This window comes from Streptomyces sp. NPDC050997 (assembly GCF_040660135.1).
GTDB lineage: Bacteria > Actinomycetota > Actinomycetes > Streptomycetales > Streptomycetaceae > Streptomyces.
The window spans coordinates 85903-112704 of sequence record NZ_JBFAGK010000016.1 but is presented as its reverse complement, the minus strand read 5'-3'; the positions used below and the strand labels follow the sequence as shown (position 1 = coordinate 112704).

The following is a 26802-nucleotide window of genomic DNA, read 5'->3' as shown; positions in this document are numbered from 1 at the left end:
CCGTACGGGCGGCGCCGGGGCTCGAGGCGAATCACTGTTGATCAAGTAATCCACACCACACCCCTACGGCAGCTCCGGCGCCTCCACGTACCGTCATGGGTATGAGCCCCACTCCCCCCGCCCGCCGCCTGCGCCTCGGACTGCCGAGGCGCATGTTCTCGCAGGTACTGCTGATGCAGTTGGCGATCGCCGCGGGAGTCGCGGTGCTCGCGACCGGGCTGTTCCTCGCGCCGCTCAGCGCTCAGCTGGACGACCAGGCGATGCGCCGCGCGCTCGCCATCGCGCAGACCACGGCCGCCGAGCCGGGGATCGCCGACGAGGTCAGGACCACACCTCCGACGGCCGACGGGCCCGTCCAGAAGATCGCGGAACGGATCCGCAAGGCCACCCACGCCGAGTACATCGTGGTGATGGACGGGCGGGGCGTGCGCTGGTCCCACCCGACTCCCAAAGAGGTCGGCCGGACCGTCTCGACCGACCCCCACCTGGCCCTGGCCGGCAAGGAGGTCATGGAGATAGACAGCGGCACCCTGGGCCGCTCCGCGCGCGGCAAGGTGCCCCTGCGCGACAGCCACGGCGGCATCGTCGGCGCGGTCTCGGTGGGTATCGCGTACGACAGCGTGCGGGCTCGGCTGATCCACGCGATCCCGGGGCTCTTCGCGTACGCCGGAGGTGCCCTGGCCGTCGGCGCGCTGGCCGCCTGGCTCATCTCCCGCCGGGTCCAGCGGCAGACCCGGGACCTCGCCTTCTCGGACATCTCGGGGCTGCTCGCGGAGCGCGAGGCGATGCTGCACGGCATCCGGGAGGGCGTCGTCGCCCTGGACCGCGTGGGCCGCGTCCGCCTGCTCAACGACGAGGCACAACGGCTGCTGGGCATCGGGGACGAGTCCGTCGGCCGCTCCCCCGACGAAGCGCTCGGCGAGGGCCGTACGGCCGATGTGCTGGCGGGCCGGGTGACAGGCACCGACCTGCTCACCGTCCGCGGTCAGCGGGTGCTGGTCGCCAACCGCATGCCCACCGACGACGGTGGCGCCGTGGCCACTCTGCGCGACCGCACCGAGCTGGAGCAGCTCGGCCGCGAACTCGACTCCACGCGCGGCCTGATCGACGCCCTGCGTGCCCAGGACCACGAGCACGCCAACCGCATGCACACGCTGCTCGGGCTGCTGGAACTGGAGATGTACGAGGACGCCGTGGAGTTCGTCGGTGAGGTCGTCGGTGACCATCGCGTCACCGCCGAACAGGTGACCGAGAAGATCCATGATCCTCTGCTGGCCGCGCTGTTGGTCGGCAAGGCGACTGTGGCGGCCGAGCGGGGAGTCGCCCTGTGGATCTCGGACCACACCCGGCTGCCGGACCGGCTGGTCGACCCCCGCGGGCTGGTCACGGTGGTCGGCAACCTGGTGGACAACGCACTGGACGCCGTCGCGGGCACGCTCCGCGCGCGCGTGGAGGTCGAGCTGGAGGCGGAGGGACGTACCGTCGTCCTTCGGGTCCGTGACACGGGGCCCGGAATCCCGGCGGAACAGCGTGAGTTGATCTTCATGGAGGGCTGGTCCACGAAGACGCCTCCGGCACATCGCAAGCGCGGAATCGGGCTGTCCCTGGTGCGCAGGCTCGCTGAACGGCAGGGTGGCAGCGCTACCGTCGGTGAGGCGGGAGACGGTGGCGCGGAGTTCACCGTCGTCCTGCCCGAGGCACTGGACGTGCCGGACCGGGAGCCGGCGCTGAGCACGCCGGCCGCACCGCAGTCCGCACCGGGGTCCACCCCGCAGTCCGCCCCCGAGGAGAAGTCGTGATGATCGAGGTCCTGGTGGTGGACGATGACATCCGGGTGGCGCGGGTCAACGCCGCCTACGTGGAGAAGGTCCCGGGCTTCCATGTGGCCGGTGTGGCGCACAACGCGGCGGAGGCGCTGAGACAGCTGGAGGGGCCGACCCGTCTGGACCTGGTTCTCATGGATCACTATCTGCCGGACGAGACGGGGCTGGCGGTCGTCCAGAAGATGCGTCGGCGCGGCCTTCAGACCGACGTGATCATGGTGACGGCGGCCCGGGACGTGACGACCGTGCAGGCGGCGATGCGGCAGGGTGCCCTGCAGTACCTGGTCAAGCCGTTCGCCTTCGCGGGGCTGCGCGCCAAACTGGAGGCCTACGCGCAGCTGCGGCGCACCCTGGACGGTGGCGGCGAGGCGGAACAGGCCGAGGTGGACCGCATCTTCGGCGCCCTGTCGACACCGTCCGAGCCCGGACTGCCCAAAGGCCACTCCCCCACCACCGCGGAGCTCGTACGGCGGTCCCTGATGAACGCCGAAGGCCCTCTGTCGGCCCAGGAGATCGCCGAGCGCACAGGGGTGAGCCGCCAGACCGCCCAGCGCTATCTCAAGCTCCTGGAGCGCACCGGGCGGGCCAGACTCACCCTCAAGTACGGCGACGCCGGCCGCCCGGAACACCGTTACGTATGGGCGACCCGCGCCTGAGGCACGACCCGGTCCGCAGCGCCGGCCCCCTCAGTCAGTTCTCGTACGGCGCTGAAGGCGCCGCCCCTACACGGCCCCCGCCCCCGTCAGCGAACGCACCTCGGTCTCCGCGTGCTTGGCCTCGTCGGGCAGTTCCGCCGAGGTGACCGTGCCGAGCCAGCCGGCGAGGAAGCCCAGCGGGATCGAGACGAGTCCGGGGTTCTGCAACGGGAAGTACTGGAAGTCGACGCCGGGGAACAGCGACTCCGGGCTGCCGGACACCACCGGTGACAGCACCACGAGGGCCATCGCCGGGATCAGGCCGCCGTAGACGGACCAGACGGCACCGCGCGTGGTGAAACCGCGCCAGAACAGCGAGTAGAGCAGCACCGGCAGGTTGGCGGACGCGGCGACCGCGAAGGCGAGGCCCACCAGGAACGCGACGTTGAGATCCCGTGCCAACAGGCCGAGGGCGATCGCGACCACTCCGACACCGACCGCGGCGGTCCGTGCAACGGTCACCTCACTGTGCGGCTTGGCATGCCGACGGCGTAGCGACGCGTACAGATCGTGGGCCACGGACGCCGAAGAGGCCAGCGTGATCCCGGCGACGACGGCGAGGATCGTGGCGAAGGCGATCGCGGCGACGATCGCGAAGAAAACCGTTCCTCCCGTCGAGTCCGCCCCGCCGCCCAGATCAAGGGCGAGAAGCGGAACGGCCGTGTTCCCGGCCGCGTTCGATCCACGTACGGCTTCCGGCCCTACGATCGCCGCCGCGCCGAAACCGAGGACGATCGTCATCAGGTAGAAGCCGCCGATGAGCCCGATCGACCAGACGACGGAACGCCGTGCGGCCCGCGCGGTGGGCACGGTGTAGAAGCGGGACAGGATGTGCGGCAGCCCGGCCGTGCCCAGCACCAACGCGAGGCCCAGGCTGATGAAGTCGAAGCGGGCCGTCCAGTCCCCGCCGTACCTCAGGCCGGGCGCCAGGAACGCCTTGCCGTGACCACTGCGCTCCGCCGCCGTGAGCAGCAACTGGTCGAAGTCGCCGCGGAATCGCACCAGGACGAGAACGGTCAGGGTGACGGTGCCACCGAGCAGCAGCACCGCCTTGACGATCTGGATCCAGGTGGTGGCCCGCATCCCTCCGAACGACACATAGATCACCATGAGCGCGCCGACTCCGATGACCGTCCAGGACTGCGCGGCTCCGCTGGTCCCTCCGAGCAGCAGCGCGACCAGACTGCCCGCGCCCACCATCTGCGCCACCAGATACAGAACGGACACGGTGACCGAGGAAGTTCCCGCCGCGATCCGCACGGGCCGCTCACTCATCCGTGACACGACCACGTCGGCGAGCGTGAATCGCCCGCAGTTACGGACCAGTTCGGCGACCAGGAACAGCACCACGAGCCAGGCCACGAGGAACCCCACCGAGTACAGCATCCCGTCGTACCCGAAGAGGGCGATCAGTCCGGAGATCCCGAGGAAGGACGCGGCCGACATGTAGTCGCCCGCGATGGCAAAACCATTCTCCATCGGGGAGAAGAGACGGCCGCCCGCGTAGAATTCCTCCGCCGAACCCTGCCGATGCCTGCTCACCCACGTAGTGATCCCCAGAGTGACCGCGACGAACGCGCTGAACAGCAGCAACGCCAGCGTCTGATGGTCTCGCGTCACGACGAACCTCCCCGCAGGCCGCGCGTCAGTTCCTGGGTGTCCCAGCGCAGTTCCAGCGCGGCCCGGTCCCGGCGCAGCCTCGCATGCCGGGCATACGCCCAGGTGAGCAGGAAGGTCGTGAGGAACTGCCCTAGCCCCGCCACCATCGCCACGTTCACGGCACCCGCCACGGGCCGTGCCATCAGTCCCGGCGCGGTCGTGGCGGTCACCACGTAGGCCAGGTACCAAGCGAAGAACCCCGCCGCAGCCGGTGCCACGAACCTCCGGTACCGACTGCGCACCTCCTGGAAGGCGTCACTGCGCTGGACCTCCAGGTACACATCGGCCGCGGCGGCTACCGGGGCCTCGTACTCCCGACGTCCCGACGAGTCCGCGGGCACAGGCACCCTGGCGCCGGCCGACTCGCCCCAGCCGGATGCGAGGGCGTCGTACCAGGGGTCGTCGTACCTCACGTCTCCGGCTGCCTCCGTGGAAGCCGGATCATGGACATCGTGGTGGTCGACCGACCTCTCGGCACCACTGCCGACTCCGCGGGGGCGACCATTGCTTGACTGCATGCCCAAGGATGGACAGAACGGGAAGATCCCCGACTCTTCTTCTCCACGCTCTTCACCCCATCAGGTGACTCAACCCGTCGGCGGACGTGCCAGGCCCTTCGCGTATGCGTAACGCACGGCCTGCGCTCGGTCCTTGAGCCCTGTCTTGGCGAAGAGGTTGTTGATGTGGGTTTTCACGGTCGCCGTGGAGACATGCAGTGTGTGGGCGATTTCCTGGTTGCTGAGGCCCTCGGCGATCAGCACCAGCACTTCCGTCTCGCGCGTGGTGAGCCCGTCCGGCGCCTCGGCGGGCGTCGCAGGTTGCGGCTCGGGAGCCGACAGGCGTTCCAGCAGACGCCGTTGGATGCTCGGCGACAGTCCCGCGTCCCCGGACAGCACACTCCGCACGGCCCGCACGATCTCGTCACCCCCCGCGTCCTTGGTGAGATAGCCCCGCGCTCCTGCCCTCAACGCAGGGAACAGCGACTCGTCATCCGCATAGGTCGTGAGGACCACGACCTGCGTTTCCGGATGCTCCGCCCGGATACGCCTGGTCGCCTCCACCCCGTCGCAGCGGGGCATGCGCAGGTCCATCAGCACCACGTCCGGGGCGAGTTCGTCGACGAGCTGCACCGCCTCGTTGCCGTCCCCCGCCGATCCGACGACCTCGATGCCGGGGAGCAGGCCCAGCAGCATCACGATCCCCTCACGGACCACGGTCTGGTCGTCCACGACCACCACCCGCGCCGGCCGCTGCCCCTCCTCCGTCATACGGGCACCTTCAGCGACACCACGAACCCCTCCTCGTCCGGCCCTGCCTCCAGCGAACCGCCCAGCAGCTCGGCGCGCTCACGCATGCCCAGAAGACCGTACCCGCCGCCCGCTCCCGCGAGGTCGCCCGGCGGCCCACCCGAGTCCCGTACGACCAGCGTCACTTGGTGCTCGCCATACTCCAGTCGCACCCGTACCTTGGCCCCGGGTGCATGCTTGCGGACGTTGGTCAGCGCCTCCTGGGCGACCCTGCGTACGGCTTGGGAAGCCTCCGCCGGCAAGGGTCTGCGCTCACCCGTAATGGTGGCCTCCGCGCTGTCGGTCGTACTGACCAACTGGGCCAGGAAGTCCTCCAGCGGCGTCAGCTCGCCGCGCAGAGCCGACAGTGACTGCCGGGTCTCGGCGAGACCGTCCCGGGCCATTCCCCTCGCCGCCACCACTCGTTCGAGGATCTGCTGCCGGTCGGCCCCCCGCTCGATCAGCAGCCGAGCCGCCTCCAGGTGCACAAGTTGCGCCGAGAGGCTGTGCGCCAGCACGTCGTGGATCTCTCGTGCGATGCGGGCTCGCTCCGCCAGCGCCGCCGAGTCCGCCTCGGCGGCCCGCGCTGCCCGCTCCTGAGCGAGCAGCCGCTGGGCATTGCCACGTGCCTCGGCGTCCAGCCGCAGCACGTAACCGGCGAGGGCGAGTCCGGCCGTCGTCACCGCTGTGGTGAGCCAGGCGTCGTCGTTCACAGCCGCGTAGGACCCGAGGGCGACGGTCGCCACCGGCAGTGCGGCGGCGACCGGCAGCCGCTCCAAAGCGGTGATCGCGCACCCGCACCAGATGACGAGGGCCGGGACCCTGAAGCCCACGGTCTGGGCGGCGATCGCGACCCCCAGCAGTAGCGCCAGGAGTGCCAGCGAGGGCAGGAGTCGTTGGGCGAGGGTGGTGCGGTAGAGAGCCCAGGCGAGAAACGCGGCCAGCAGGACACCCGCTGCGGCTCCGATCGCACCCCAGCCCCGCACGTGGCTGCCAGTGAAGACACCCCAGAGCAGCATGCCGAGTACCAGGACGCGCGCGCCCCAGCCGAGCAGCCGACGGGCACCGGAGGTGCCTGTGAGCCCGAGCGCTTCCCTGGAGGGCCAACGTGTCCAGGCGTTCTCGGTCACACACGTTCCGTCCACGTGGGCCGGGACATACCGTCACCGTACGCCGGGCCCGCCGCGACAGCCGGGCCCAGGGGCTGGGCTCGCAAGGCGAGAATCCCGGAGCGTACGAGGAGCGTGGCCGCCAGGGCGAGCAGCAGCGCGGACGAGTCCTGGTGAAGCCCGAGCGCCATGCCGAGCGCGAAGAGGCCGACGCGCAACCCGATGCCGACGGCCCAGACACCCCCGCTCGCCTTGGTACTCCTGCTCCACACCGCGCCGTCCGGCTCCACCCATATCCGGGTCGTCCAGGCCCAGCCGGCTCCGGTGGCGAGCCCGGTGAGCAGTTCGGCGGCGAGCAGGACAACCGATGCCGTCTGGTGATGGGCGTCCACTATGTGCGGCTCGCGGAGCGCGACGACGGCCAGGACCACGGGCACGAGCCACCACCGCTTCTCGGTGTCGATCCGGCTCGGGCGGAACTGTCGGACGACCACCAGGACGACCACGGCCACGATCACCAACGCGTTGACGAGCCCGGGCATCAGAGCCTCCGTAGCGAGGAAGGGTGTGCCGACAGCGATCGCTGCCGACGCCTTCGACGCTACGGAAATCCGCAGGTCGGCAAATCGGAGCAGGGGTGGATCATGGGTGGATCCCCTACGCCGACGGCCTCCACCCATGGGTGGAGACACCCCGACGCAAACCGACAACGCACTCCGTGCCGAACCAGGCGCTTCCACAACGGCCCGATCCGACCCAGTCACCTACCGTCCGCAACCCGCAGCCCGCAGCCCGGCCGGAGCCAAACGCCTCCGCGGCGCCTCCGCACCCCGAGCCCGCACCGACCAGCTGCCTCGATCCACCCCTCCCGGTTGCCCTGCCCGACCTTGCCCCCCGCCTCAGCCCCGGCCCCGGCCCCCGAGATCCCGGCCAAAGCCAAGGCCAAGCGGAGCGGCTACGCGTCGATACGCGATCGATCCAGCGTCGCCGCCGAGCCCGAGATGAACTCCTTGCGGGGTGCCACGTCATTGCCCATCAGCAGATCGAAGACCTGCTCGGCGGCCTCCAGATCGGAGAGGTTGATCCGGCGCAGAGTGCGGTGACGCGGATCCATCGTCGTCTCGGCCAACTGGTCGGCGTCCATCTCGCCGAGACCCTTGTACCGCTGGATGGAGTCCTTGTACCGGACCCCCTTGCTCTGGAATTCCAGGAGTTTGTCGCGCAGCTCACGGTCCGAGTAGGTGTAGACGTACTTGTCCTGGCCCTTCTTCGGCTGGACCAGCTCGATGCGGTGCAGCGGCGGCACCGCGGCGAACACCCGCCCCGCCTCGACCATGGGCCGCATATAGCGCTGGAACAGCGTCAGGAGCAGGCATCGGATGTGCGAGCCGTCGACGTCGGCGTCGGTCATCATGATGATCTTGCCGTAGCGAGCCGCGTCGATGTCGAAGGTGCGGCCAGAGCCGGCTCCTATGACCTGGATGATCGCGCCGCACTCGACGTTCTTCAGCATGTCCGTGACGGACGACTTCTGAACGTTGAGGATCTTGCCCCGAATCGGCAGCAGCGCCTGGAACTCTGAGTTCCTGGCGAGCTTCGCCGTGCCGAGCGCGGAGTCTCCCTCGACGATGAACAGCTCGCTGCGGTCCACGTCGTCACTGCGGCAGTCCGCGAGCTTGGCGGGCAGCGACGAGGACTCCAGAGCAGTCTTCCGGCGCTGAGCGTCCTTGTGCTGGCGGGCGGCGATGCGCGTCCGGGCCGCGGCGACCGCCTTTTCCATGACCACTCGGGCCTGGGCGGCGGCATCGCGCTTCGTGGACGTCAGGAACGCCTTGAGCTCCTTGGAGATCACGGTGTTCACGATCCGGCGGGCCGCGGACGTACCGAGGACCTCCTTGGTCTGCCCCTCGAACTGCGGCTCGGCCAGGCGGACGGTGACGACCGCGGTGAGGCCCTCCAGGGCGTCGTCCTTGACGACGTCGTCCTCGGCGACGCGCAACAGCTTCTTGGAGCGCAGCACCTCGTTCATCGTCTTTGCGATCGCCTGCTCGAAGCCGGCGACATGGGTGCCGCCCTTGGGCGTGGCGATGATGTTGACGAACGACCTGAGGTTCGTGTCATAGCCGGTGCCCCAGCGCATCGCGACGTCCACACCGAGCTCACGGGTGACCTCGGTGGGCGTCATCTGACCGTGGTCGTCGAGGACCGGGACGGTCTCCTTGAAGGAGCCCTGGCCGGAGAAGCGGAGGACGTCACAGACCGGCTTGTCGGCAGCAAGGTACTCACAGAACTCGCTGATGCCGCCGTCGAAGCGGAACGACTCCTCGCCCTTGCTGCCACCCTCGCCGAGGCCGTACTCGTCACGGACGACGATGGTCAGGCCCGGGACCAGGAACGCGGTCTGTCGGGCACGCTGGTGCAGGTTCTCCAGGGAGAGCTTGGCATCCTTCAGGAAGATCTGACGGTCGGCCCAGTAGCGCACGCGGCAGCCGGTGCGGGTCTTCGGGATCCTCTTGGCCTTGCGCAGGCCACTTGTGGGCTCGAACTTGGCGTCGGGCCCCATCGAGGCGAACGCTCCGGGGGTGCCGCGGCGGAAACTGATGGCGTGCGTGTGACCGCCGCGGTCCACCTCGACGTCCAGCCGGGCGGACAGGGCGTTCACCACGGAGGCGCCCACGCCGTGCAGACCGCCGGAGGCCGCGTACGAGCCGCCGCCGAACTTGCCGCCGGCGTGCAGCTTGGTCATGACGACCTCGACGCCGGAGAGTCCGGTCTTGGGCTCGACGTCGACCGGGATGCCACGGCCGTTGTCCCGGACCTCGACGGAGCCGTCGTCCTGGAGAATCACCTCGATGTGGTCGCAGTAACCGCCAAGGGCCTCATCGACGGAATTGTCGATGATCTCCCACAGGCAGTGCATCAGGCCGCGGCTGTCCGTGGACCCGATGTACATGCCCGGGCGCTTGCGCACGGCTTCGAGTCCTTCAAGGACGAGCAGGTGCCGCGCGGTGTAGTTGGAACCGTCCCGGTCTGCTCCTGCCAGCAGCGCTGTGGACGGCACGGACGTCTCGGCGGTCACGCGGTTCGCTCCTCGCTGAATTTCAGGTGGGGCCCTTCTGGGTAAGGGCACGGCTTCGGTCGCCGCTCAGAGGGTACCGAGGCCTGGTAGAGCCGATGTAACGCCACCCTCGTCTGAGCTCACACTAGTCCAGAGTCGTATGCATGTTCGATCCCTCGATTGAGTGAAGTACATATCACGTTCCCTTCCAGGCATGAACCATTTAGGCTCCGGGCACGTCCTCATGAACAACCGGCAACCCAGCCGGCCGGACAGACCCCCGACCGACAGTGCGAACCCGTAAGACACAAAGACACGCAATACGGCACATTCGCCGCCAACCGTCAACAGACAGCCGCCCGGAGAGATTTTTTCCAGGAAATGCCACGAGCGGGAACGTTTTCGGGCTGGTTGGATGTTGACCCTGGTACGACAGCTCGTCGAGCTAGAGAAGAGGCGACGTGACTACTGTTCTGACCCCCGCGAGCCCACTGACGGCCGCCGATCGCTGCGACCGCTGCGGCGCCCAGGCATACCTGCGCGTCGTCCTGCTGAGCGGCGGAGAACTGCTCTTCTGCGCCCACCACGGGCGCAAGTTCGAGCCGGAACTCAAGAAGATCGCCGCTGAGATACAGGACGAGACTGAGCGCCTGACGGCTGCTCCCGCAGCAGCCGCCGAGGAAGATCGCTGACACTCGCGTTCCACGACGAGCCAGCACCGGCACAGGCCGGTTGACGGGCGGGCGCCCCTGCTGCCAGGGGCGCCCGCCCGTGCTCGTACCCGCACAGAGGCCCTCAGCCTCCGCCAGGCGCCGCCACACGGCCTCCGACGCCATCACCCCAGTCCAGCGCCCGCAGGACGTCGGACACCCGCGTGTAGACGCCAGGACTGCCCGCGCGACCGCACCCGCTCCCCCAGGACACCAGCCCCACGAGCTTCCCCCCGGCGACGAGCGGGCCGCCACTGTCTCCCTGACAGGCATCGCGGCCGCCTTCCTCCTCCCCGGCGCACAGCATCGTGTCGGCGAGGTACGTCCCGTCGGCACTGCCGGGATAGGCCCGCTCGCAGAGGGCGTCGGGCAGCACACGCACGCGTGCGGCCCGCAGAGTGTGTTCATAGTCTCCGGCGCCCGTACTGTCCCCCCAGCCGTACACCGCGGCCCCCGTTCCCGGCTCGTACGCCGGATCCCCGGTCGGCGCCATGGCGATCACCGAGCCCTGCGGCAAGGGCTCGGCGAGGGTGAGCACGGCGAAGTCACCGGAGTTGCTCACACTGTCGTGGTACGGGTTCACCCAGGTTCCGCGTACGCGAATTTCCTGCCCCTCGTCGGAGAGGAGATTCGTACGACCCGCGATGACCTTGAGGTCACGCACGCTGTCCGGTGGGCCGCCCAGGACGTCCTCGCCCAGACAGTGAGCCGCGGTGAGAACCGTGGAACGGCCGACGGCCACACCTCCGCAGAACTGCCCCGCGCGCGTACCCCCGAACCGGTCACGGCTGGACAGTGCCACCGTCCACGGGCTCTCGGACACGTCGACCGGAAAACCCCCGACGACGATGTTGTCGGCGACCACAGGGGCGGCCGACACCAGTGGTATGGCGGCTGCGACGGCCGCCAGAGTCAGCGGCCGGGCCAGTGCCCGGGCAATGCGAGATCGCATGCACGCTCCTCACTCCGGGATGATGTTCGGACACCCAGGGTCATGCAGAGCACCGCCGGTCGCAGCACGAGAGCCGGTCGCCGGGGGCAGCACGAAGGCCCGGCCCCACTCACACTCGGGGACCAGGCCTTCGACGTCGTACGACCGCGACCTAGTCGAGGTAGTCGCGCAGCACCTGCGAACGCGACGGGTGACGCAGCTTCGACATGGTCTTAGACTCGATCTGGCGGATGCGCTCGCGGGTGACGCCGTACACCTTGCCGATCTCGTCGAGGGTCTTCGGCTGACCGTCGGTGAGACCGAAGCGCATCGAGACGACGCCTGCCTCGCGCTCCGAGAGAGTGTCGAGGACGGAGTGCAGCTGCTCCTGGAGAAGCGTGAAGCTGACCGCGTCGGCCGGGACGACCGCCTCGGAGTCCTCGATGAGGTCACCGAACTCGCTGTCACCGTCCTCGCCCAGCGGGGTGTGCAGCGAGATGGGCTCACGACCGTACTTCTGGACCTCGATGACCTTCTCGGGAGTCATGTCGAGTTCCTTGGCCAGCTCCTCCGGGGTGGGCTCGCGACCCAGGTCCTGGAGCATCTGGCGCTGCACGCGCGCGAGCTTGTTGATGACCTCGACCATGTGCACCGGGATACGGATGGTGCGGGCCTGGTCGGCCATCGCGCGGGTGATCGCCTGACGGATCCACCAGGTGGCGTACGTGGAGAACTTGTAGCCCTTGGTGTAGTCGAACTTCTCGACCGCGCGGATCAGACCGAGGTTGCCCTCCTGGATGAGATCCAGGAAGAGCATGCCGCGGCCGGTGTAGCGCTTGGCCAGGGAGACCACCAGACGGAGGTTGGCCTCCAGGAGGTGGTTCTTGGCGCGGCGGCCGTCCTCGGCGATGATCTCCAGCTCACGCTTGAGCTTCGGCGCCAGCTTGTCGGCGTTGGCCAGCTTGTCCTCGGCGAACAGACCGGCCTCGATGCGCTTGGCGAGCTCGACCTCCTGCTCGGCGTTGAGCAGCGGAACCTTACCGATCTGCTTGAGGTAGTCCTTGACGGGGTCGGCGGTGGCACCGGCCACGGCGACCTGCTGTGCGGGCGCGTCGTCCTCGTCGTCGTCGGAGAGGACGAAACCCTTGTTCTCGGTCCCCTCCTCTTCCTCTTCGCCGGGCTTGGCGTCCTCAAGGACCTCGTCCTCGACGGCCTCGGCGTCGTCCTTGCCGGCGGCCGTCTTCTTGGCCGTCGTCGCCTTCTTGGCGACGGTCTTCTTCGCGGCCGCCTTCTTGGCGGTCGTTGTCTTCTTGACTGCTGCCTTCTTGGCGGGCGCGTCGTCCTCGACGGAGGCTTCGGCGGCGGAAGCCGTCGCCGTGGCGGTGGCGGTGGCGGTGGCCTTCTTGGTGGTCACCGTCTTCGCCGCGACCGTCTTGGTGGCGGTGCGCTTGGCCGGGCTCTTCGCTGCGACGCTCTTTCGGGTGCGCTTGGGCTCCGCGGCACTGACCATCAGCGTCACACCCTCTTCCTCGAGGATCTGGTTGAGGCTGCGCAGTACGTTCTTCCACTGAGTGGCCGGAATCTGGTCAGCTTCGAAGGCCCGACGCACGTCATCGCCGGCGATCTGCCCCTCAGCCTTTCCCCGCTCAATGAGCGCCATGACAGAGACGGACTCGGCGATCTCCGGCGGGAGCGTACGGGATGTGCTGGCCGACACGAACAACCTCTCGGAACGTTGGAAAACGGCTTCCGGCCCCGTCCATGATGGACAGGAGCCGACCACCGGCCTTGGGGATGGGCCGACGGCGCGGGTGGGGGCCGGGAAGATGCACAGCGCCTTGTACGGCGTCCGTATTCCCTCCGCGGCTGTCACCTCTTAGGTCATCGCGCTGCTCCCACGAGCGTTACGCCCAATCCGCGTGGCCCGAGTCACATCCCGTAAACGCTCAAAAACGGTCACACGCGAACATATGCGGCCAGTCGCGGCCTGAAACTGGTCACTTCGTGGGACACACCACCTCGCCCTCCCGTCGGACCCCGCAGAATCCCTGGGGATTCTGCGGGGTCCGACGGGAGGCGGCCTACAGACCGGGGGGCATCACCGGAGGGGAGAGGCAGTCCCGCCTGTGCCGACCATGGTGCGCGGTCAGTGCTCGCGCGGCGCGGGCACCACGCGCTCCACATCGGGGTGGACGGTGAGCAGTTGCCGCATGGCGGTCTCGGCCGCCGTGCCGTCCCCGGCGGCCAGCGCGTCGACGATCCGGGCATGGTGCGCCAGAGAGGCCTCATTCGGCCGGTCGCAGCCTGTGACGGGACTGCCGGAGACCTGAAGGGCGGCCGACACGATCCCTGAAAGGTGCTCCAGCATACGGTTGCCGGCGACCTGGATGAGCAGGGAGTGGAACTCCGCGTCGGCACGGGAGAACGTCAGAGCGTCACCCTGCGCCATGGCATGGCCCATGATCTCGACCATGTCGGCGAGCCGCTGCTGCACATCCTCGCGTCCGTGCCCCGCGGCGAGCCGGGCGGCGAGCGGTTCGATCGTCCAGCGCAGTTCGCTCAGCTCGCGGCGCTGGTCCTCGCGCTGCGGCCCGAAGGCCCGCCATTCGATGATGTCCGGATCGAGGAGGTTCCAGTCGCTGACGGGGCGCACGCGTGTGCCGACGTTCGGACGCGCGCTGACCAGGCCCTTGGCCTCCAGGACGCGGAGCGATTCACGGACGACGGTGCGGGACACCTCGAAACGCTGGCCGATTTCCTCGGGCACCAGTGGACGGTCGGCGCCCAGATCACCGGAAACGATCATCTGGCCGAGCTGTTGAACGAGTTGGCCGTGCAGCCCGCGTCCGCGGCTGCCGGCGGCACGTCGGCCCACCCGGCCCAGCTCCGGGTCCGCGCTGTCCCACGAGGGGATTCCGACGCGGCCGGCGGTGGGGGCCTCCACGTAGGGATAGCGGTCGAGTTCGCCCGGGCCGGCGAGGCCGGAGTCTGCGGAGCGGGCGGCGGTCATCATGGTGTGCGCAAGGGTACTCACGGATCCTTTGTCGGCGCCGCTTCCAACTCCCTTGAGGTCTTTGGTGAAAAGCACACGAAAGGGTGATCGCTCACCCCGTCGCAATTGACGCCTTATCGGAAAGAAATGGGCTTTCCCGGGAAGTTGTGCGCAGGGCGGAACCGCAAAGGCACGGACGGTCGTCAGCGAACCCTGCCACGCAGGGTCGTGAGCAGATATGCGCAGAGCAGGGCGGTGAGCGACAACGTCAGCGCACTGCCGACGGGTTGGACGACCACGCGCGCTGCGGCCTCCAGATAGCGCTCTCCACCGAAGGGCCACTGCAGCAGGAACACCTCACGCAGCCGTACGGGAAACCCTGCCGCAGCCCGCACGGACGGCCCCTCGAAGGCCTTTTGTACGAGCGGCAGAACGACGACGGGTACGGCCACCAGGGCGGCGAGCCCGGCCGTGGTGGACCGGAAGATGCCCGCGGCCAGCACGCCCGCCCAGGCGCAGCCGACCACGAGTCCGATCCAACTGGCGCTCAGGGCGAGCCAGTCGGTGGGAACTTCCGCCAGCTCCCGTCCGTAGACGAGATAGAGCATTTCGGCGTCGCAGCCCACCGTGAGGAAGGCCAGCAGGAGGGCCGTGGCCGCGGTGACGGCGAGTTTGGCGGCGAGCAGCCCGAGTCGGCGGGGCACGGTGCCGCGGTCCGCCGCCAGGGCGGGGTGGCGGAACTCGTCACCGAAGGCGAGCGCCCCGAGCAGACCCGCGCCGAGGGCCGCGGGCGGCAAGGGCAGTTCCCGCGGCCACGCGGCCAGCAGGCGTGGCTGAGGGGTGTGTCCGACACGGGCCAGGAAGACGGCGGTGAGCGCGGAGACGACGAGGACGGCGGCTGCGGTGAGGAACCCGGTGCCCACTCCGGTGGCGCGTCGCAGTTCGTAGCGCAGCGGGCGTAGCGGACTGGGTGCGGAGCGGACCGAAATGGGGGGTGGGAGGGGCGACAACGGATCGGCGGGCCGGAGCGCTTCGCCGGAGCGTGCGCCCTCCTGAACCTGCCGCTCCCTCTCGTTCGCGCCGACGGACGGTTCGATGTCGTGGGGCTCATCAGATTCGGCGAGTTCCGACACTGCGGCACATGGCTGCGTCTCCGCGGGCACCTGCTCGTTCCCCGAGGGGCGCCGCGCTGCTCCTGGCCCCATGTCTCCGACCTCGTCTGCGAGTTGATGGACGAGCACGCCGTGGCGGAACGCGGTCTCGCCGACATCGGCACAGGTACTGCCGTACACGGAGAGGCGATTGCCGCCCTCCCGAACGACCTCGACGGAGCGCTGCGTGGTACGGGCCTCCTTGGCGATCAGGGTCGCGAGGCGGGCGGCGTGGGGGGTGCGGACGGCGACGCGGGGGCGTAGTCGCGTACGGGCGAAGTCGGTCACGTCCTGGTCGGCGGCGAGCCTGCCCTTGTCCAGGGTGACCACACGGTCAGCGGTGCGTGCGGCCTCCTTGGGGTCGGCCGTGGTGAGCAGGACCGTGCCGCCCTGGGCCGCGTGGGCCCGGAGCATGCCGTGGAGCCAGTGGCACTCGCGGGCGGAGAGCCCGTCGGCGGGCTCGTCGAGCAGGAGTGCGTGTGGGTCCGGAAGCAGCGCGCAGGCCAGACCAAGCCGGCGGTCCATGCCGCGCGACAGGGTGCCGAGGCGTTCGTCGCGCAGACTGACGAGGCCCACTGCGTCGAGGACTTCGTCAGCGCGCCGCACCGGTACGCCCGCCGCGGCACACAGCATGCGCAGATGCCCCCGTACGGTACGGGCGGGATGACCTGGCACATCGCCCAGCAGCACGCCGACTTCACGCGACGGGTGGGCGATGCGGTGCAGAGGGCGGTCTCTGAAGTAGGTGATGCCACGGCCCTGTTGCAGTTCGAGCATCAGCCTGAGCGCGGTTGTCTTGCCCGCGCCCGGAGCTCCGAGGAGTGCGGTGACACGGCCTGCGCGCGCTTCGAAGGAGAGGTCGTCGACAGCGGGCGGAAGGTCCCTGCGGGTGTTGCTGGTCAGTCCGAAGGCCTGGATCACCCGGATCAAGATAGCGCGCTATGTCCGTTTTTTCGGGTACCGCAGGGCCCACTCCGCAGCAAGAGCGGCACCTTCGGCCCACTGTGTGCCGTTCGTAACGGAGGGCGGTTCACCGTTCGGGCGGGAACCCGTCGGCTTCCCGTCCCGCGTGCACCGGTGTCACACCTCGGGGCGCAGCATCGGAGGGTTGAGCAGAGTGGCTCCGCCGGCGCGGAAGAGTTGGGCGGGACGTCCACCCTGACGGGTGGTCGTACCCCCGGTGGGCACGAGGAAGCCGGGTGTGCCGGTCACCTTGCGGTGGAAGTTGCGCGGGTCGAGCGCCACGCCCCACACCGCCTCGTAGACGCGGCGCAGCTCCCCGACGGTGAACTCGGGTGTGCAGAAGGCGGTGGCCAGCGATGAGTACTCGATCTTTGAGCGGGCCCGTTCCACGCCGTCCGCCAGGATCTGGGCGTGGTCGAAGGCAAGCGGTGCGATCGGTTCGCCGTCGCGGCCGTATCCGTTGTGTTGCAACAACTCCTCGACGGGTGCCCAGCGCGCATTGCTGGCGTCGCCGCCCGCCCGGGGAGCGGGCAGGTCGGGAGCGAGGGCGAGGTGGGCGACACTGACCACGCGCATCCGGGGGTCGCGCTTGGGGTCGCCATAGGTCGCGAGCTGTTCCAGATGGGCGCCGTTGTCCTGAACGGGGACGGACGGGTCGTGAGCGCGCAGTCCGGTCTCCTCGGCCAGCTCGCGTGCCGCCGCCTGCGCCAGGTCCTCGTCGGCCCGTACGAAGCCGCCGGGGAGCGCCCAACGCCCCTGGAACGGCGGCTCGCCCCGACGCACCGCCAGCGCGCACAGGGCGTGGCGGCGCACGGTCAGCACGACCAGGTCCACGGTGACGGCAAAGGGCGGGAAGGCTGACGGGTCGTAGGGCATGCGGCGATCATAGTCGTCTGCTTGACGATAAACACTCCCTTCGTCAGTCGTATCGGGGCCTGATCCACTTCGGTTCGGCGAGGCTCACGGTTCTCCCTCGACGGTGTGTCCTTCGAGGTCACACCCCCAGTTGCAATCCCTCGACCGCCTCCTCGACCATGGCGAGCCCGAGTCGGCTGACACGTACCGAGAAGGGGGCGCCCGCGACCCTCAGTCCGGTCAGTCCGATCTCGCCGAGTGGCGCGCTGCGCACCGGACGCAGCGTGACCGCGCCGACCGGGGCGTCGGGACGGATGCCCGCGAGGGCTGTCAGCAGCAGAACTCCCGCGGCCGCTGCCGTGGCCGAGGGACGGCAGGCCGCAGGATGGGGCAGCGGGCTGCTGCCGTCGGTGCGCTGCTCCCCCGCGTACATCTCGGGCAGCCGGTGGCCGAAGGTCTCGGCGGCTGCCAAGACTCCCCTGAGCAGCGAAGTCGCCTCCTTCTCGTAGCCTGCGGCAGCCAGGCCCGCTACGGCGATCGCCGTCTCCTGAACTCGAACGGCACCGGCACGGTGCCCGAACGGGTTGTAGCCCCCCTCCTTCACACCCAGTCCGCGCAGGCCCCAACCGGAGTCCAGTGTTGGGCTTGCGAACAGCCGGGCGAGTTGTTCGGTCTGCACCCGGTCAAGCAGCCCTGGCGCGTGGCAACCTCCCCCCAGCAGCCCGGTGTCGAGAAGGTGAGCGGCCATGGCACCGAACTGCGTCACGAGGCGCCCGTCCGGGGCACGGGCTGCCGCGGGTCGACCGCCGCCGCGGTCCTCGACCCAGAACTCCTCGCGGAAGGCCGCCCGCAGCTGCCGCGCCCACTGCCGCAGCCCGTCGCCACCCGGTCGGCCGCACGCATCGAGCAGGTCGGCGCCGAGGAGCGCCGCACGGTGGGCATGGGCCTGTGTCTCGCAGCGGACAGGGCCTGCGGGGTGCGGATCGCTCAGATACGTTCCGTCGCCCACGGTCGTGCGCAGCCAGGCAAGACAGCGCTCGGCGGCCGGGAGCAGTTCCTCCGTCTCCTGCTGCGAAAGGCCCCAGCGGCGGGATTCCGCGAGCAGCACGGGGAAGAGCAGGGTCGCCTCCGTGCCCGTGCAGTTCGGCGGCAGGTGAGGTCCGGCATCCCGACGAGGGCCGGGGATCATGCCCGACCCCGGTCCGGGCGCCAGGAGTTGCGTTCGCGCGAGAGTGCGCAGCGTGCCCACCGCGAGTCGGGTCCCCAAGGGCAGCGTCATGCGAGCGGCGGCGAGTGCCTCGGCCGGGGCCATGCCGCAGCGCCAGGGCACGCCGGCCGCCAGGTATGTGTCGGCCGGGTGTGCCGAGTCGCGCAGCAGCAGGGCCTGGAGGTCCTCGATGCTCGTGTGCAGCAGCGCCTGTACGCCGGGGTGGTCGCCGGTCGCGCGGGCTGGTGCCAAGGGACTCGTCGCCGCGCGTCCCACAGCCCGAACGGGCCCTGCGCCATCCATCTGTACGCGCAGTTCCACAGTCACTGTGCCGCCTGGCGGTACTTCGAACTCCCAGCGCAGCAGCCCCGCGGATGCCAGGGCGTCGGTGGGCGGCGGGTCGGCCGTGACCGAGGCGCTGACTCCGGCGCCGGACCATCGCAGGCCTGAGTCGTGGACGCTGGCAGGCAGTTCGGGCCCCGCGCGGCCGGAGGCGATCGTTCCCAGGTCCGCCAGGTCCGTACCCAGGGCGACCTCCACCGGCAGCCGCAGCGGGCGCGGGGCCGCGCTGTGGAGGGTGATGCGTTCCGTGCCGTCCGCATGGCGGGTGCGTTCGACCACGACGTCCGGGTCCGGGCCGGTACTGGGGGACGAGCGAAGCGCTCCCACGAAGCGTGCCCGGTCCGCCGCGGTGGTCCGGCCCTGGACCGCGATCGGTTCGCGTCCGGCGACGCGGACCTGGCAGCGCGAGAGCACGCGTCGGCCCGCTCGGTAGAACCCCTCCAGTCCTTGACCGGTCAGTTGCCCCTGGTCCGTGGAGATGGCGAGGCCGGGGAGCGCGACGCAGATGAGGGTGGTGTGGGCAGAGGGAAGTTCGGGCGAGGGGCGGGGAACCGGGATCGGCGCGGGTGCCGGGTGGCCTTGTGAGACCGATGGAGGTGGGCGACGGCCCGTGGTGGGGGACGGAGCCCGGCCCGTAGCCGCCGACGACCAGCCCTGAGACGTCGACGGGGTGGGACGGAAAGACTGATTCGAGCGCGAGAGCCGCTCCTGCCCCACGGGCTGTTCGGCCTGCTCGCTCTGCGGTCGCTTCACCTGTCCTGAGGTCACGCAGGAGAGTTCGTCCGATGGCGGGGTGATGCCTCCTTTCCCTGTCGGTGTGGGTGTACCGAGGGACGGGCGGTCGTCGTCGGTGACGGAGAGCGGAGTCGGCTGATGCAAGGAAGACTTCCTTTGCACTCTGTGTGCCTCTGGCGTGTTCGGCGCCGGGTGCGGGGCTCCTGAGGGACAAGGGCGGTACGGCGGTGTCGCCGGGTCAGGCGTACCTCCACTCAGGTGAACGGGACGGGCCTCTTCGGAGTCACGCCCGCGGTCGCGGAAGCCGACCGACCAGCGGCGGGACGGGCAGCTGTGGGAGGGCATCCCGCAGCTGCCCACTGTCCGCCGGAGTGCGCCCGCCGTCCGCCGCAATCGGTCACCCAGCCGCTGGAGAGGGCCCCTCCTGAGCCGAGAGTGCCTCATGGCGTCCCCTCGGTGGCATCACCTCCCGGCCGCACGCCTTCGGAGCGGGCGCCATGGCCTCGCGCGTTCTCCCTCCCCGAGGGGCGGGGCTGCGAGCTGTCCTTCCACGGGGACCGATGACGCGTTCCTCCCTTTCGCGGGGCACTGGGACGCAAACCGACCGCAGGCCGTGCGCGGTCGCGGGGCTCGTCCCTTTCCGATGGTCGTCCTCCCGTTCCCGAGAGACGAGGGTGGCTGTCAGAAAGGGCTCCGGAACGTGTCCGTCGTCGGCGTCGGGGGGATGCGTCGGGTGAGGGGGACGAGGGCTCCGCACCGATGTCGCTGGGCACGCTCTGTGATGCGGTGGCGTCGGTTTCCTGGTGGGTCGTTGCTTCGTCGAGCGGCTGTGCGAGGGCCTCGGCCTCCTGCGCCACCCCGGTTCCTCCGGCTCGTGACCGCGCACTCACACTGCGCGTCTCGCGCTCCGCACGGAGGCAGCGCCGGATGGACTCCGGGTCCAGGCCCTCGTTGCAGGCCTGGTGCAGGAGCCGGGCGAAGAGGTAATCAGGGTCGGCACCCAGCGCCATGGCCAAGGCTTCCCTGGCCTCGATCTCGTCACCGGTCGACCACGCGACCCAGCCGACGAGGGTGAGCGGCGCCGCCGCGTGTTCGCCGTACGGTCCGACGCAGCGGCGGGCCAGGGCGCGCCAGAGGCGTAGTGCCGGGCCGGCCTCGTCGCCCTCCATCCACTCGGCGACCCGATCACGGGTCGTGCGGTCCTGGAGGCCGAGGATCAGCGTGGCCGCTTCTTCATGTCCGAGCAGTGCGTCGTCGCGCAGGTCCGCATCGAGAGTGTCGGAGACGGGTGGCGTCTCGGTGAACCGGGTCATGATCCGCTCGGCGAGCTCCATCGTCTCCTCGGCCACGGCCACGCGGCCGGCCTCGTCGAACATCCTGGGGACCTGCGCCATGCTGGTGGTGTCCAGGACGATCTCCTGTTCCAACGCCGCTGAGGTCTCCCACGGCAGCAGCCTGCCCCGCAACTCGCGCAGTGTGCCGCGCACCTGCAGCCCGGCGTAGGTCGCGGCGGCCGCCAGCACCGATGTGCCAGGCAGTCCCATCGGAAGTCCCTCGGCCGGACAGCACCCTTCGCTCGGGCAGCAGTACGACCAGAAGCGCCCGTCGGAAATGCACAGCGCCTCGATCACGGGCACGTCGAGTCGGCCGCACTCCGTGCGCATCAGCCCGGCGAGTCGGGTCAGCCGCTGCATCACCCGCTGCCCGGACTCGCCCTTTGCCGGTTCCTGGCAGAGGTAGGCGACCATCTGCTCCGGCTTGGCCCCCCTCCTCTCGCTGCCCGTGATCAAGCCCTGGGCCAGCTGCCGCGCCGCGGAGTCCCAGTCGTCCTCGTTCGTGGGAATGCCGAGCCGGGCCCGCCCTCCGAAGCGGCCGCGTCCGCCTCGGTCGTGCAGGGCGACCAGGACGATGCTGTCCTCGGGGCGGTATCCGAGGAGATAGGGCAGGGCGTCGGCGAGTTCGCCCGGTGTACGCAGGGTGACCTGGTGATCGCTTCCGTGAGCGTCGTACGTGACGCATTCGACGTGCTGCTCGCCGGCTCCGGCGTCTTCGCCGCCCGCGCCTTGCTCTCCATGCGCCCTGTATCCGTCTTGTCCGTCGATGTCGCCGTTGTCGGCAGATCCAGTCGTTTCGCTGTGATTCGTCATGCGCAGACGATCTCGCGGATCGCGAAGTTCCGCTTGAGCCTGTGGATAAGTCCAATCAGGGACACATCAATGGACGCTCACGGTCCTGGCTTTTCCACATGCGTCAGCCCGCCTGTCAGAACCGTCCTGTTGTATGGACGCATGACGCACACGAGCAACGCGGAATTGCGTGCGGCCGCCGATGCGGTCCTCGCCCGACTCGTCGGGGACGGCACTGGCTCGGCCCGGCTGCGCGAGGACCAGTGGCGGGCGATCGAGGCGCTGGTCGCCGACCAGCGCCGCGCTCTCGTCGTGCAGCGCACGGGCTGGGGCAAGTCCGCGGTGTACTTCGTGGCGACCGCCCTGCTGCGGGAGCGCGGGGCGGGACCGACCGTGATCGTCTCTCCGCTGCTCGCGCTCATGCGCAACCAGGTGGAAGCGGCCGCCCGCGCCGGCATCCGCGCCCGGACCATCAACTCCTCGAACACCGAGGAGTGGGAGACCATCCGGGGCGAGGTCGCCGCGAGCACGGTCGACGTCCTGTTGGTGAGCCCCGAGCGACTGAACAACCCGGACTTCCGGGACAACGTACTACCCGAACTCTCCGCCGCCACCGGGCTCCTCGTCGTAGACGAGGCCCACTGCATCTCCGACTGGGGCCACGACTTCCGGCCCGACTACCGCCGGCTGCGCACGATGCTCACCGATCTCCCGCAGGGCGTTCCGGTGCTCGCCACGACCGCCACCGCCAACGCCCGGGTCACCGCGGACGTGGCCGAGCAGCTCGGCACAGGAACCAGCTCGGACGCCTTGGTGCTGCGTGGCCCGTTGGACCGCGAGAGCCTGAGCCTCGGCGTGCTGCAACTGCCGGACGCGACCCACCGGCTGGCATGGCTTGCCGATCACCTTAGGGATCTACCGGGGTCCGGGATCATCTACACCCTCACCGTGGCCGCCGCCGAGGAGGTCACCGCCTTCCTGCGCCAGAGCGGGCACACCGTGTCCTCGTACACGGGCAAGACGGAGAACGCCGAGCGACAGCAGGCCGAGGAAGCCCTTCTCGCCAACCGGGTCAAAGCCTTGGTGGCCACCTCCGCACTCGGCATGGGGTTCGACAAACCGGACCTTGGCTTCGTCGTCCACCTCGGCTCGCCCTCCTCCCCGATTGCCTACTACCAGCAGGTCGGCCGGGCCGGACGCGGTGTCGAGCATGCCGAAGTACTGCTCCTGCCCGGCCGCGAGGACGAAGCTATCTGGGCCTACTTCGCCTCAGTGGCCTTTCCGCCCGAGGAGGCCGTCCGCCGCACCCTCGATGTCCTCGCACGCGCGGACCGACCGCTTTCGCTGCCCGCGCTGGAGCCGCTGGTCGAGCTGAACCGCACCCGCCTGGAGACCATGCTCAAGGTCCTCGACGTGGACGGCGCCGTCCACCGCGTCAAGGGTGGCTGGGTTTCCACAGGCACCCCCTGGTCGTACGACACGGAGCGCTACGCCTGGGTCGCCAAGCAACGCGCCACCGAGCAACAGGCCATGCGCGACTACGCCACCACGTCCGGCTGCCGGATGGAGTTCCTACGGCAGCAGCTGGACGACGAGGAAGCGGCACCCTGCGGCCGTTGTGACAACTGTGCCGGTCCCCGTTTCACGGCCGAGGTCTCGCCCGCCGCCCTGGATACGGCCGGCGGCTCGCTCGCCCGGGCCGGCGTCGTGGTGGAGCCTCGCCGGATGTGGCCGACCGGCCTTCCCGCCATCGGCGTCGATCTCAAGGGCCGCATCCCGCCGGCCGAACAGTCCACACCGGGCCGGGCACTCGGCCGGCTCTCCGACATCGGCTGGGGGAACCGACTCCGCCCGCTGCTCGCCCCCCAGACCCCGGACGCCCCCGCCCCGGACGATGTGGTGACCGCCGTCGTGACCGTGCTGGCCGACTGGGCGAAAGCGCCGGACGGCTGGGCGTCGGGAGCGTCGGACGCTCCACCGCGCCCGGCCGGGGTGGTGACCATGCCCTCGCGCACCCGGCCACAGTTGATCGAGTCGCTCGGCGCCAGAATCTCCGCGATCGGACGCCTGCCGCTGCTGGGGTCACTGGCGTACACGGACGACGCGGCGGATCTGCCGCTGCCCCGCTCCAACAGCGCCCAACGCCTCCGAGCCCTGAGCGGAGCGCTCACAGTGCCCCCGTCGCTACGGGCTGCGCTCCAAGCCGCAGACGGCCCCGTGCTGCTCGTCGACGACATGACCGAGACCGGCTGGACCGTCGCCGTGGCCGCCCGCCAGCTCCTGCGGTCCGGCGCACAGGGGGTGTTGCCACTGGTCCTGGCTGTACGGGGCTGAGTCCGCGCCACACCTCGACAGATCCAATCCCCACCTCGGGAGCCCGTTTCGCTGTACGAACGTGTCGTGCTCGATCGTCCCAAGCCTGGCCCCCGGGGGACACTGGGTAGGGATATAAATCACAAACCTCTAAATAAGGGTCGGTAGGCCCAATTGCTCGTTGCCGCAACCAAGTTCGACAGGAAGAATTGAAGTCCGCTCCCCGCACGGCTCACCCGTGGCCCGGTAGGGCTTTGCTGCGGTGCGCGCTCCCCTGAATCCGACCCCGCCCGCAGTGTGGGCGCGTAGCCGAAGGGAGGACCGTGACCTTCGGATTCGCTCCGTCCTCCGCGGCGTCGACGTCGTCATCTGCCGATCTGTCCGCCGCACCCGCCAACTCTCTGGCTCGCATGCTCGAACCCGCGGAGTGGGCCGCCGCAGGGATCCCCCTGCTGCGCAATCCTCGCGAGGTCGTCAGCGGGCTGCACACACGGCATCGCCCAAGACCGGAGACCGCGATCTTGGCAGTCCTCGATCCCGACGAGCGGCTGGCGGCGAGCGCCTCGTTCACCCGCCGCTCGGCGCCGGCGGACGGCTGGATGTTCCGCAACATGCTGCTCGCCCAACTGCGCCGAGTGATCCCGCACGATCTGCGGCGGCGCACGCCCGTGCGCACCGCCGTGCTGCTCTACTGCCGTGAGGGCGACGCGCGTTGGACGGAAGAGGACGGTGCGTGGATGTGGGGGCTGCGTGATGCCTGCACCTTGCACGGGTTGCGCTGCGGGGCGTACATCACGCTGACCCGGGACGGTTGGCAGGTTCTGGGCGAGGGCCGAGGCGGGCGCCGACCGAACACGGACTCGACTCCGGAGCCCTTCGGTCTGTCCGAGGCACCGCCTCCGCTACCGCGTACAGGTGGCGCCGCCTCAGAGGTACTGCGCCGCGCGGCGGCCCGCTGACGCCGGCGGCGGGCCGGTTCCCGGGCGCGTGCCCGTGTCATGCACAGTCCCCGCAGCGTTATGAGCACGCCGTGGGGACTGTTCCATGCGAGGGCTCAAGCCACTGGGCGGTAGGGATCGCTCCGGCGCCGGCGGTACAGCAAAGAGCTCACTCGCACGACGAACGAGCTCTCGGCACCCACCGCATGCGCCGGGCCTCCACCTCGCAGACCACGTCAGCCTCGTGACGGCGGACGGCTTCACGGACCGGGCCCGGGGGCGCGCCCCCGGAACCACCCTCCCGTCCTCCGCAGAGGCGAAAGCACCCAAGGGGCGATGTGGGCAGGGCGAGACGTCCGCCGTGCAGGTGCCGCCGAGACGGCACCTTGTCCCACTCCGCCCCCAGGGACGTGCCGGATGCAGGTCAGACGCCCGCTGCCAGGATCGAGTTGATCTGCTGCGGGTCGCCGCAGACGATCAGCAGGGCACCGGCCCGGGCGTGCGCCAGCGGCAGGGCGTCGGCCGCAGCCGCACCGGGGCCACCGTTGACGGCGACCACGACCACGGGGCGAGTGGCGGCGCGGGAGGCGACGGCGGCGTCCATGTAGAAGACGTCGTCGCCCGCGTCGTGCTGTGCCCAGTAGGAGGCTTCACCGAAGGACAGTTCATGGACGGCCCACGGGTGCTGTTCGCCGGTGGTGATCACCAGCACATCACCGGGGGCTCGTCCCGCGTCCAGGAGCAGGTCGACGGCTTCTTCGGCAGCATCGAGCGCACCCTCGGCAGAGGCCGGGATCAGCTGGATCTGCGGGGCAGCCGCAACAGGAGCGGCCGCGACAGGGGTGGCGGGGCCCGACGGTCCGGGCTTGGCCACGGCCACGTCATGCGGCGAACGTTGCACCGGGGGCGCCGGCCGCAGCGGGCCGGGGCGACCGGGACGCGGATGCGCCGCGGGGCGGGGACCAGGTACAGGATGGGGGGTCGGCGCGGTACGGCCACTGGCCGGAGTGACGCGGGGACCCTGGGCACTCTCGTGAATCTGAGGCTCCTCGGGAATGAGAGGCATGAGCTGATATTTATCAAACATTGGTACGGCTCGCCTCGGCGGGTGGCACATGAGTGCGAGCGGAGTCGTCAGAAATCGAAGCCGAGCTGCCCCTCAATCTCCGGAACGCTTCCGTCCGCCCAGCTGCGGACCTTCTTGAGGTGCTGCCACCGGGGCAGCGCATCAAGATACGCCCACGACAACCGGTGGTACGGGGTGGGGCCCCGCTCCGCCAGTGCGGCCTTGTGTACGGGCGACGGATACCCGGCGTTGCCCGCAAAGTCGAAGTCTGCATGGTCGATGCCCAGTTCGGCCATCATTTTGTCGCGCTGAACCTTGGCGATCACGGACGCCGCCGCGACAGCCACACACGAACGGTCGCCCTTGATCACCGTACGGACGTTCCACGGCGATCCGAGGTAGTTGTGCTTGCCGTCGAGGATCACCGCGTCGGGACGGACGGGCAGGGCCTCCAGGGCGCGCACAGCCGCCACGCGCAAGGCGGCCGTCATCCCCATCTGGTCGATCTCCTCCGGAGAGGAATGCCCCAGGGCGTATGACGTCACCCATCCACGCAGCGCCTCGGCGAGAACTGTGCGTCGCTTGACGGTGAGCAGCTTGGAGTCGGTGAGGCCTTCGGGAGGTCGACGCAGACCGGTGACCGCCGCACAGACGGTGACGGGGCCGGCCCAGGCGCCGCGTCCCACCTCGTCGATCCCGGCAATGATCTTCGCTCCGGTTGTTGCGCGGAGGGAGCGCTCGACGGTGTGAGTAGGAGGTTCGTACGGCATGGCGCCCTTAGCCTACGCCGCTCGGATCACCGTCCGACACCCCGGTTTCCTTGAAGGACTTCACCGCCGCCGC

The 26802-nt window shown here is 69.8% G+C and carries 20 protein-coding genes; 5 read left to right on the top strand and 15 right to left on the bottom strand.

Going from position 1 to position 26802, the window contains the following annotated elements; genetic code table 11:
• Nucleotides 1-101: 101 nt before the first annotated feature.
• Nucleotides 102-1799: a sensor histidine kinase gene (locus AB0H86_RS30620; RefSeq protein WP_362445867.1), complete on the top strand. Its 1698-nt coding sequence runs from the start codon at nucleotides 102-104 to the stop codon at nucleotides 1797-1799.
• Complete coding sequence (locus AB0H86_RS30615) at nucleotides 1799-2479, top strand: response regulator (RefSeq protein ID WP_362446139.1); 681 nt, start codon at nucleotides 1799-1801, stop codon at nucleotides 2477-2479. Before AB0H86_RS30620 ends, AB0H86_RS30615 begins: the two co-directional genes overlap by 1 nt.
• A gap of 66 nt (nucleotides 2480-2545) precedes the next feature.
• Here AB0H86_RS30615 and AB0H86_RS30610 read toward each other — a convergent pair whose 3' ends face one another.
• The 6 genes from AB0H86_RS30610 to AB0H86_RS30585 form a co-directional block, all read right to left on the bottom strand.
• A complete protein-coding gene (locus tag AB0H86_RS30610; RefSeq protein WP_362445864.1) occupies nucleotides 2546-4138 on the bottom strand; it encodes a cation acetate symporter in 1593 nt (530 codons plus the stop codon).
• On the bottom strand, nucleotides 4135-4695 hold the full coding sequence (locus tag AB0H86_RS30605; RefSeq protein ID WP_362445861.1) for a DUF485 domain-containing protein: 561 nt from the start codon (nucleotides 4693-4695) through the stop codon (nucleotides 4135-4137). Before AB0H86_RS30605 ends, AB0H86_RS30610 begins: the two co-directional genes overlap by 4 nt.
• 69 nt (nucleotides 4696-4764) lie before the next feature.
• A complete protein-coding gene (locus AB0H86_RS30600; protein WP_362445858.1) occupies nucleotides 4765-5445 on the bottom strand; it encodes a response regulator transcription factor in 681 nt (226 codons plus the stop codon).
• Nucleotides 5442-6593, bottom strand: a complete 1152-nt coding sequence (locus tag AB0H86_RS30595; RefSeq protein WP_362445855.1) for a histidine kinase — start codon at nucleotides 6591-6593, stop codon at nucleotides 5442-5444. The genes AB0H86_RS30600 and AB0H86_RS30595 overlap by 4 nt, the downstream gene beginning before the upstream one ends.
• Nucleotides 6590-7114: a DUF1453 domain-containing protein gene (locus tag AB0H86_RS30590; protein WP_362445852.1), complete on the bottom strand. Its 525-nt coding sequence runs from the start codon at nucleotides 7112-7114 to the stop codon at nucleotides 6590-6592. The genes AB0H86_RS30595 and AB0H86_RS30590 overlap by 4 nt, the downstream gene beginning before the upstream one ends.
• Before the next feature lie 413 nt (nucleotides 7115-7527).
• The gene (locus tag AB0H86_RS30585; RefSeq protein WP_362445848.1) at nucleotides 7528-9651 is read right to left on the bottom strand and encodes a DNA topoisomerase IV subunit B; all 2124 of its coding nucleotides are present in this window, start codon (nucleotides 9649-9651) and stop codon (nucleotides 7528-7530) included.
• Between the two features lie 440 nt (nucleotides 9652-10091).
• On the opposite strand from AB0H86_RS30585, the gene AB0H86_RS30580 reads away from it, so the two are divergent.
• The gene (locus tag AB0H86_RS30580) at nucleotides 10092-10322 is read left to right on the top strand and encodes a hypothetical protein (RefSeq protein WP_362445846.1); all 231 of its coding nucleotides are present in this window, start codon (nucleotides 10092-10094) and stop codon (nucleotides 10320-10322) included.
• Between the two features lie 103 nt (nucleotides 10323-10425).
• Here the strand turns inward: AB0H86_RS30580 and AB0H86_RS30575 are convergent, their stop codons facing one another.
• From AB0H86_RS30575 to AB0H86_RS30545, 7 genes are all read right to left on the bottom strand, one after another.
• The gene (locus AB0H86_RS30575; protein WP_362445843.1) at nucleotides 10426-11292 is read right to left on the bottom strand and encodes a serine protease; all 867 of its coding nucleotides are present in this window, start codon (nucleotides 11290-11292) and stop codon (nucleotides 10426-10428) included.
• A gap of 151 nt (nucleotides 11293-11443) precedes the next feature.
• Entirely contained in the window at nucleotides 11444-12988 is a 1545-nt protein-coding gene (locus AB0H86_RS30570) for an RNA polymerase sigma factor (protein WP_362445841.1), read from the bottom strand.
• Between the two features lie 429 nt (nucleotides 12989-13417).
• Nucleotides 13418-14305 carry a FadR/GntR family transcriptional regulator gene (locus tag AB0H86_RS30565; protein ID WP_362445838.1) on the bottom strand — a complete coding sequence of 296 codons (888 nt, stop codon included), beginning with the start codon at nucleotides 14303-14305 and terminating at the stop codon, nucleotides 13418-13420.
• 161 nt (nucleotides 14306-14466) lie between these two features.
• The gene (locus tag AB0H86_RS30560) at nucleotides 14467-16335 is read right to left on the bottom strand and encodes an ABC transporter ATP-binding protein (RefSeq protein ID WP_362445835.1); all 1869 of its coding nucleotides are present in this window, start codon (nucleotides 16333-16335) and stop codon (nucleotides 14467-14469) included.
• A 159-nt stretch (nucleotides 16336-16494) separates the two neighbouring features.
• Nucleotides 16495-17253, bottom strand: a complete 759-nt coding sequence (locus AB0H86_RS30555) for an NUDIX hydrolase (protein WP_362445832.1) — start codon at nucleotides 17251-17253, stop codon at nucleotides 16495-16497.
• 118 nt (nucleotides 17254-17371) lie between these two features.
• A complete protein-coding gene (locus AB0H86_RS30550; RefSeq protein WP_362446136.1) occupies nucleotides 17372-19288 on the bottom strand; it encodes a glycogen debranching N-terminal domain-containing protein in 1917 nt (638 codons plus the stop codon).
• A 668-nt stretch (nucleotides 19289-19956) separates the two neighbouring features.
• Nucleotides 19957-21663 carry a DUF4192 domain-containing protein gene (locus tag AB0H86_RS30545; RefSeq protein ID WP_362445829.1) on the bottom strand — a complete coding sequence of 569 codons (1707 nt, stop codon included), beginning with the start codon at nucleotides 21661-21663 and terminating at the stop codon, nucleotides 19957-19959.
• 141 nt (nucleotides 21664-21804) lie between these two features.
• Here AB0H86_RS30545 and AB0H86_RS30540 point away from each other — a divergent pair, with 141 nt between their 5' ends.
• Nucleotides 21805-23976 carry a RecQ family ATP-dependent DNA helicase gene (locus AB0H86_RS30540; RefSeq protein ID WP_362445826.1) on the top strand — a complete coding sequence of 724 codons (2172 nt, stop codon included), beginning with the start codon at nucleotides 21805-21807 and terminating at the stop codon, nucleotides 23974-23976.
• A 302-nt stretch (nucleotides 23977-24278) separates the two neighbouring features.
• Nucleotides 24279-24914 carry a hypothetical protein gene (locus tag AB0H86_RS30535; protein ID WP_362445823.1) on the top strand — a complete coding sequence of 212 codons (636 nt, stop codon included), beginning with the start codon at nucleotides 24279-24281 and terminating at the stop codon, nucleotides 24912-24914.
• Nucleotides 24915-25317: 403 nt separating this feature from the next.
• Here AB0H86_RS30535 and AB0H86_RS30530 read toward each other — a convergent pair whose 3' ends face one another.
• Together AB0H86_RS30530 and AB0H86_RS30525 are read right to left on the bottom strand one after the other, a co-directional pair.
• Nucleotides 25318-25959, bottom strand: coding sequence for a hypothetical protein (locus AB0H86_RS30530; protein WP_362445820.1), 642 nt, complete (start codon nucleotides 25957-25959; stop codon nucleotides 25318-25320).
• A gap of 68 nt (nucleotides 25960-26027) precedes the next feature.
• Nucleotides 26028-26729 carry a ribonuclease HII gene (locus AB0H86_RS30525; RefSeq protein WP_362445817.1) on the bottom strand — a complete coding sequence of 234 codons (702 nt, stop codon included), beginning with the start codon at nucleotides 26727-26729 and terminating at the stop codon, nucleotides 26028-26030.
• Nucleotides 26730-26802: the final 73 nt, after the last annotated feature.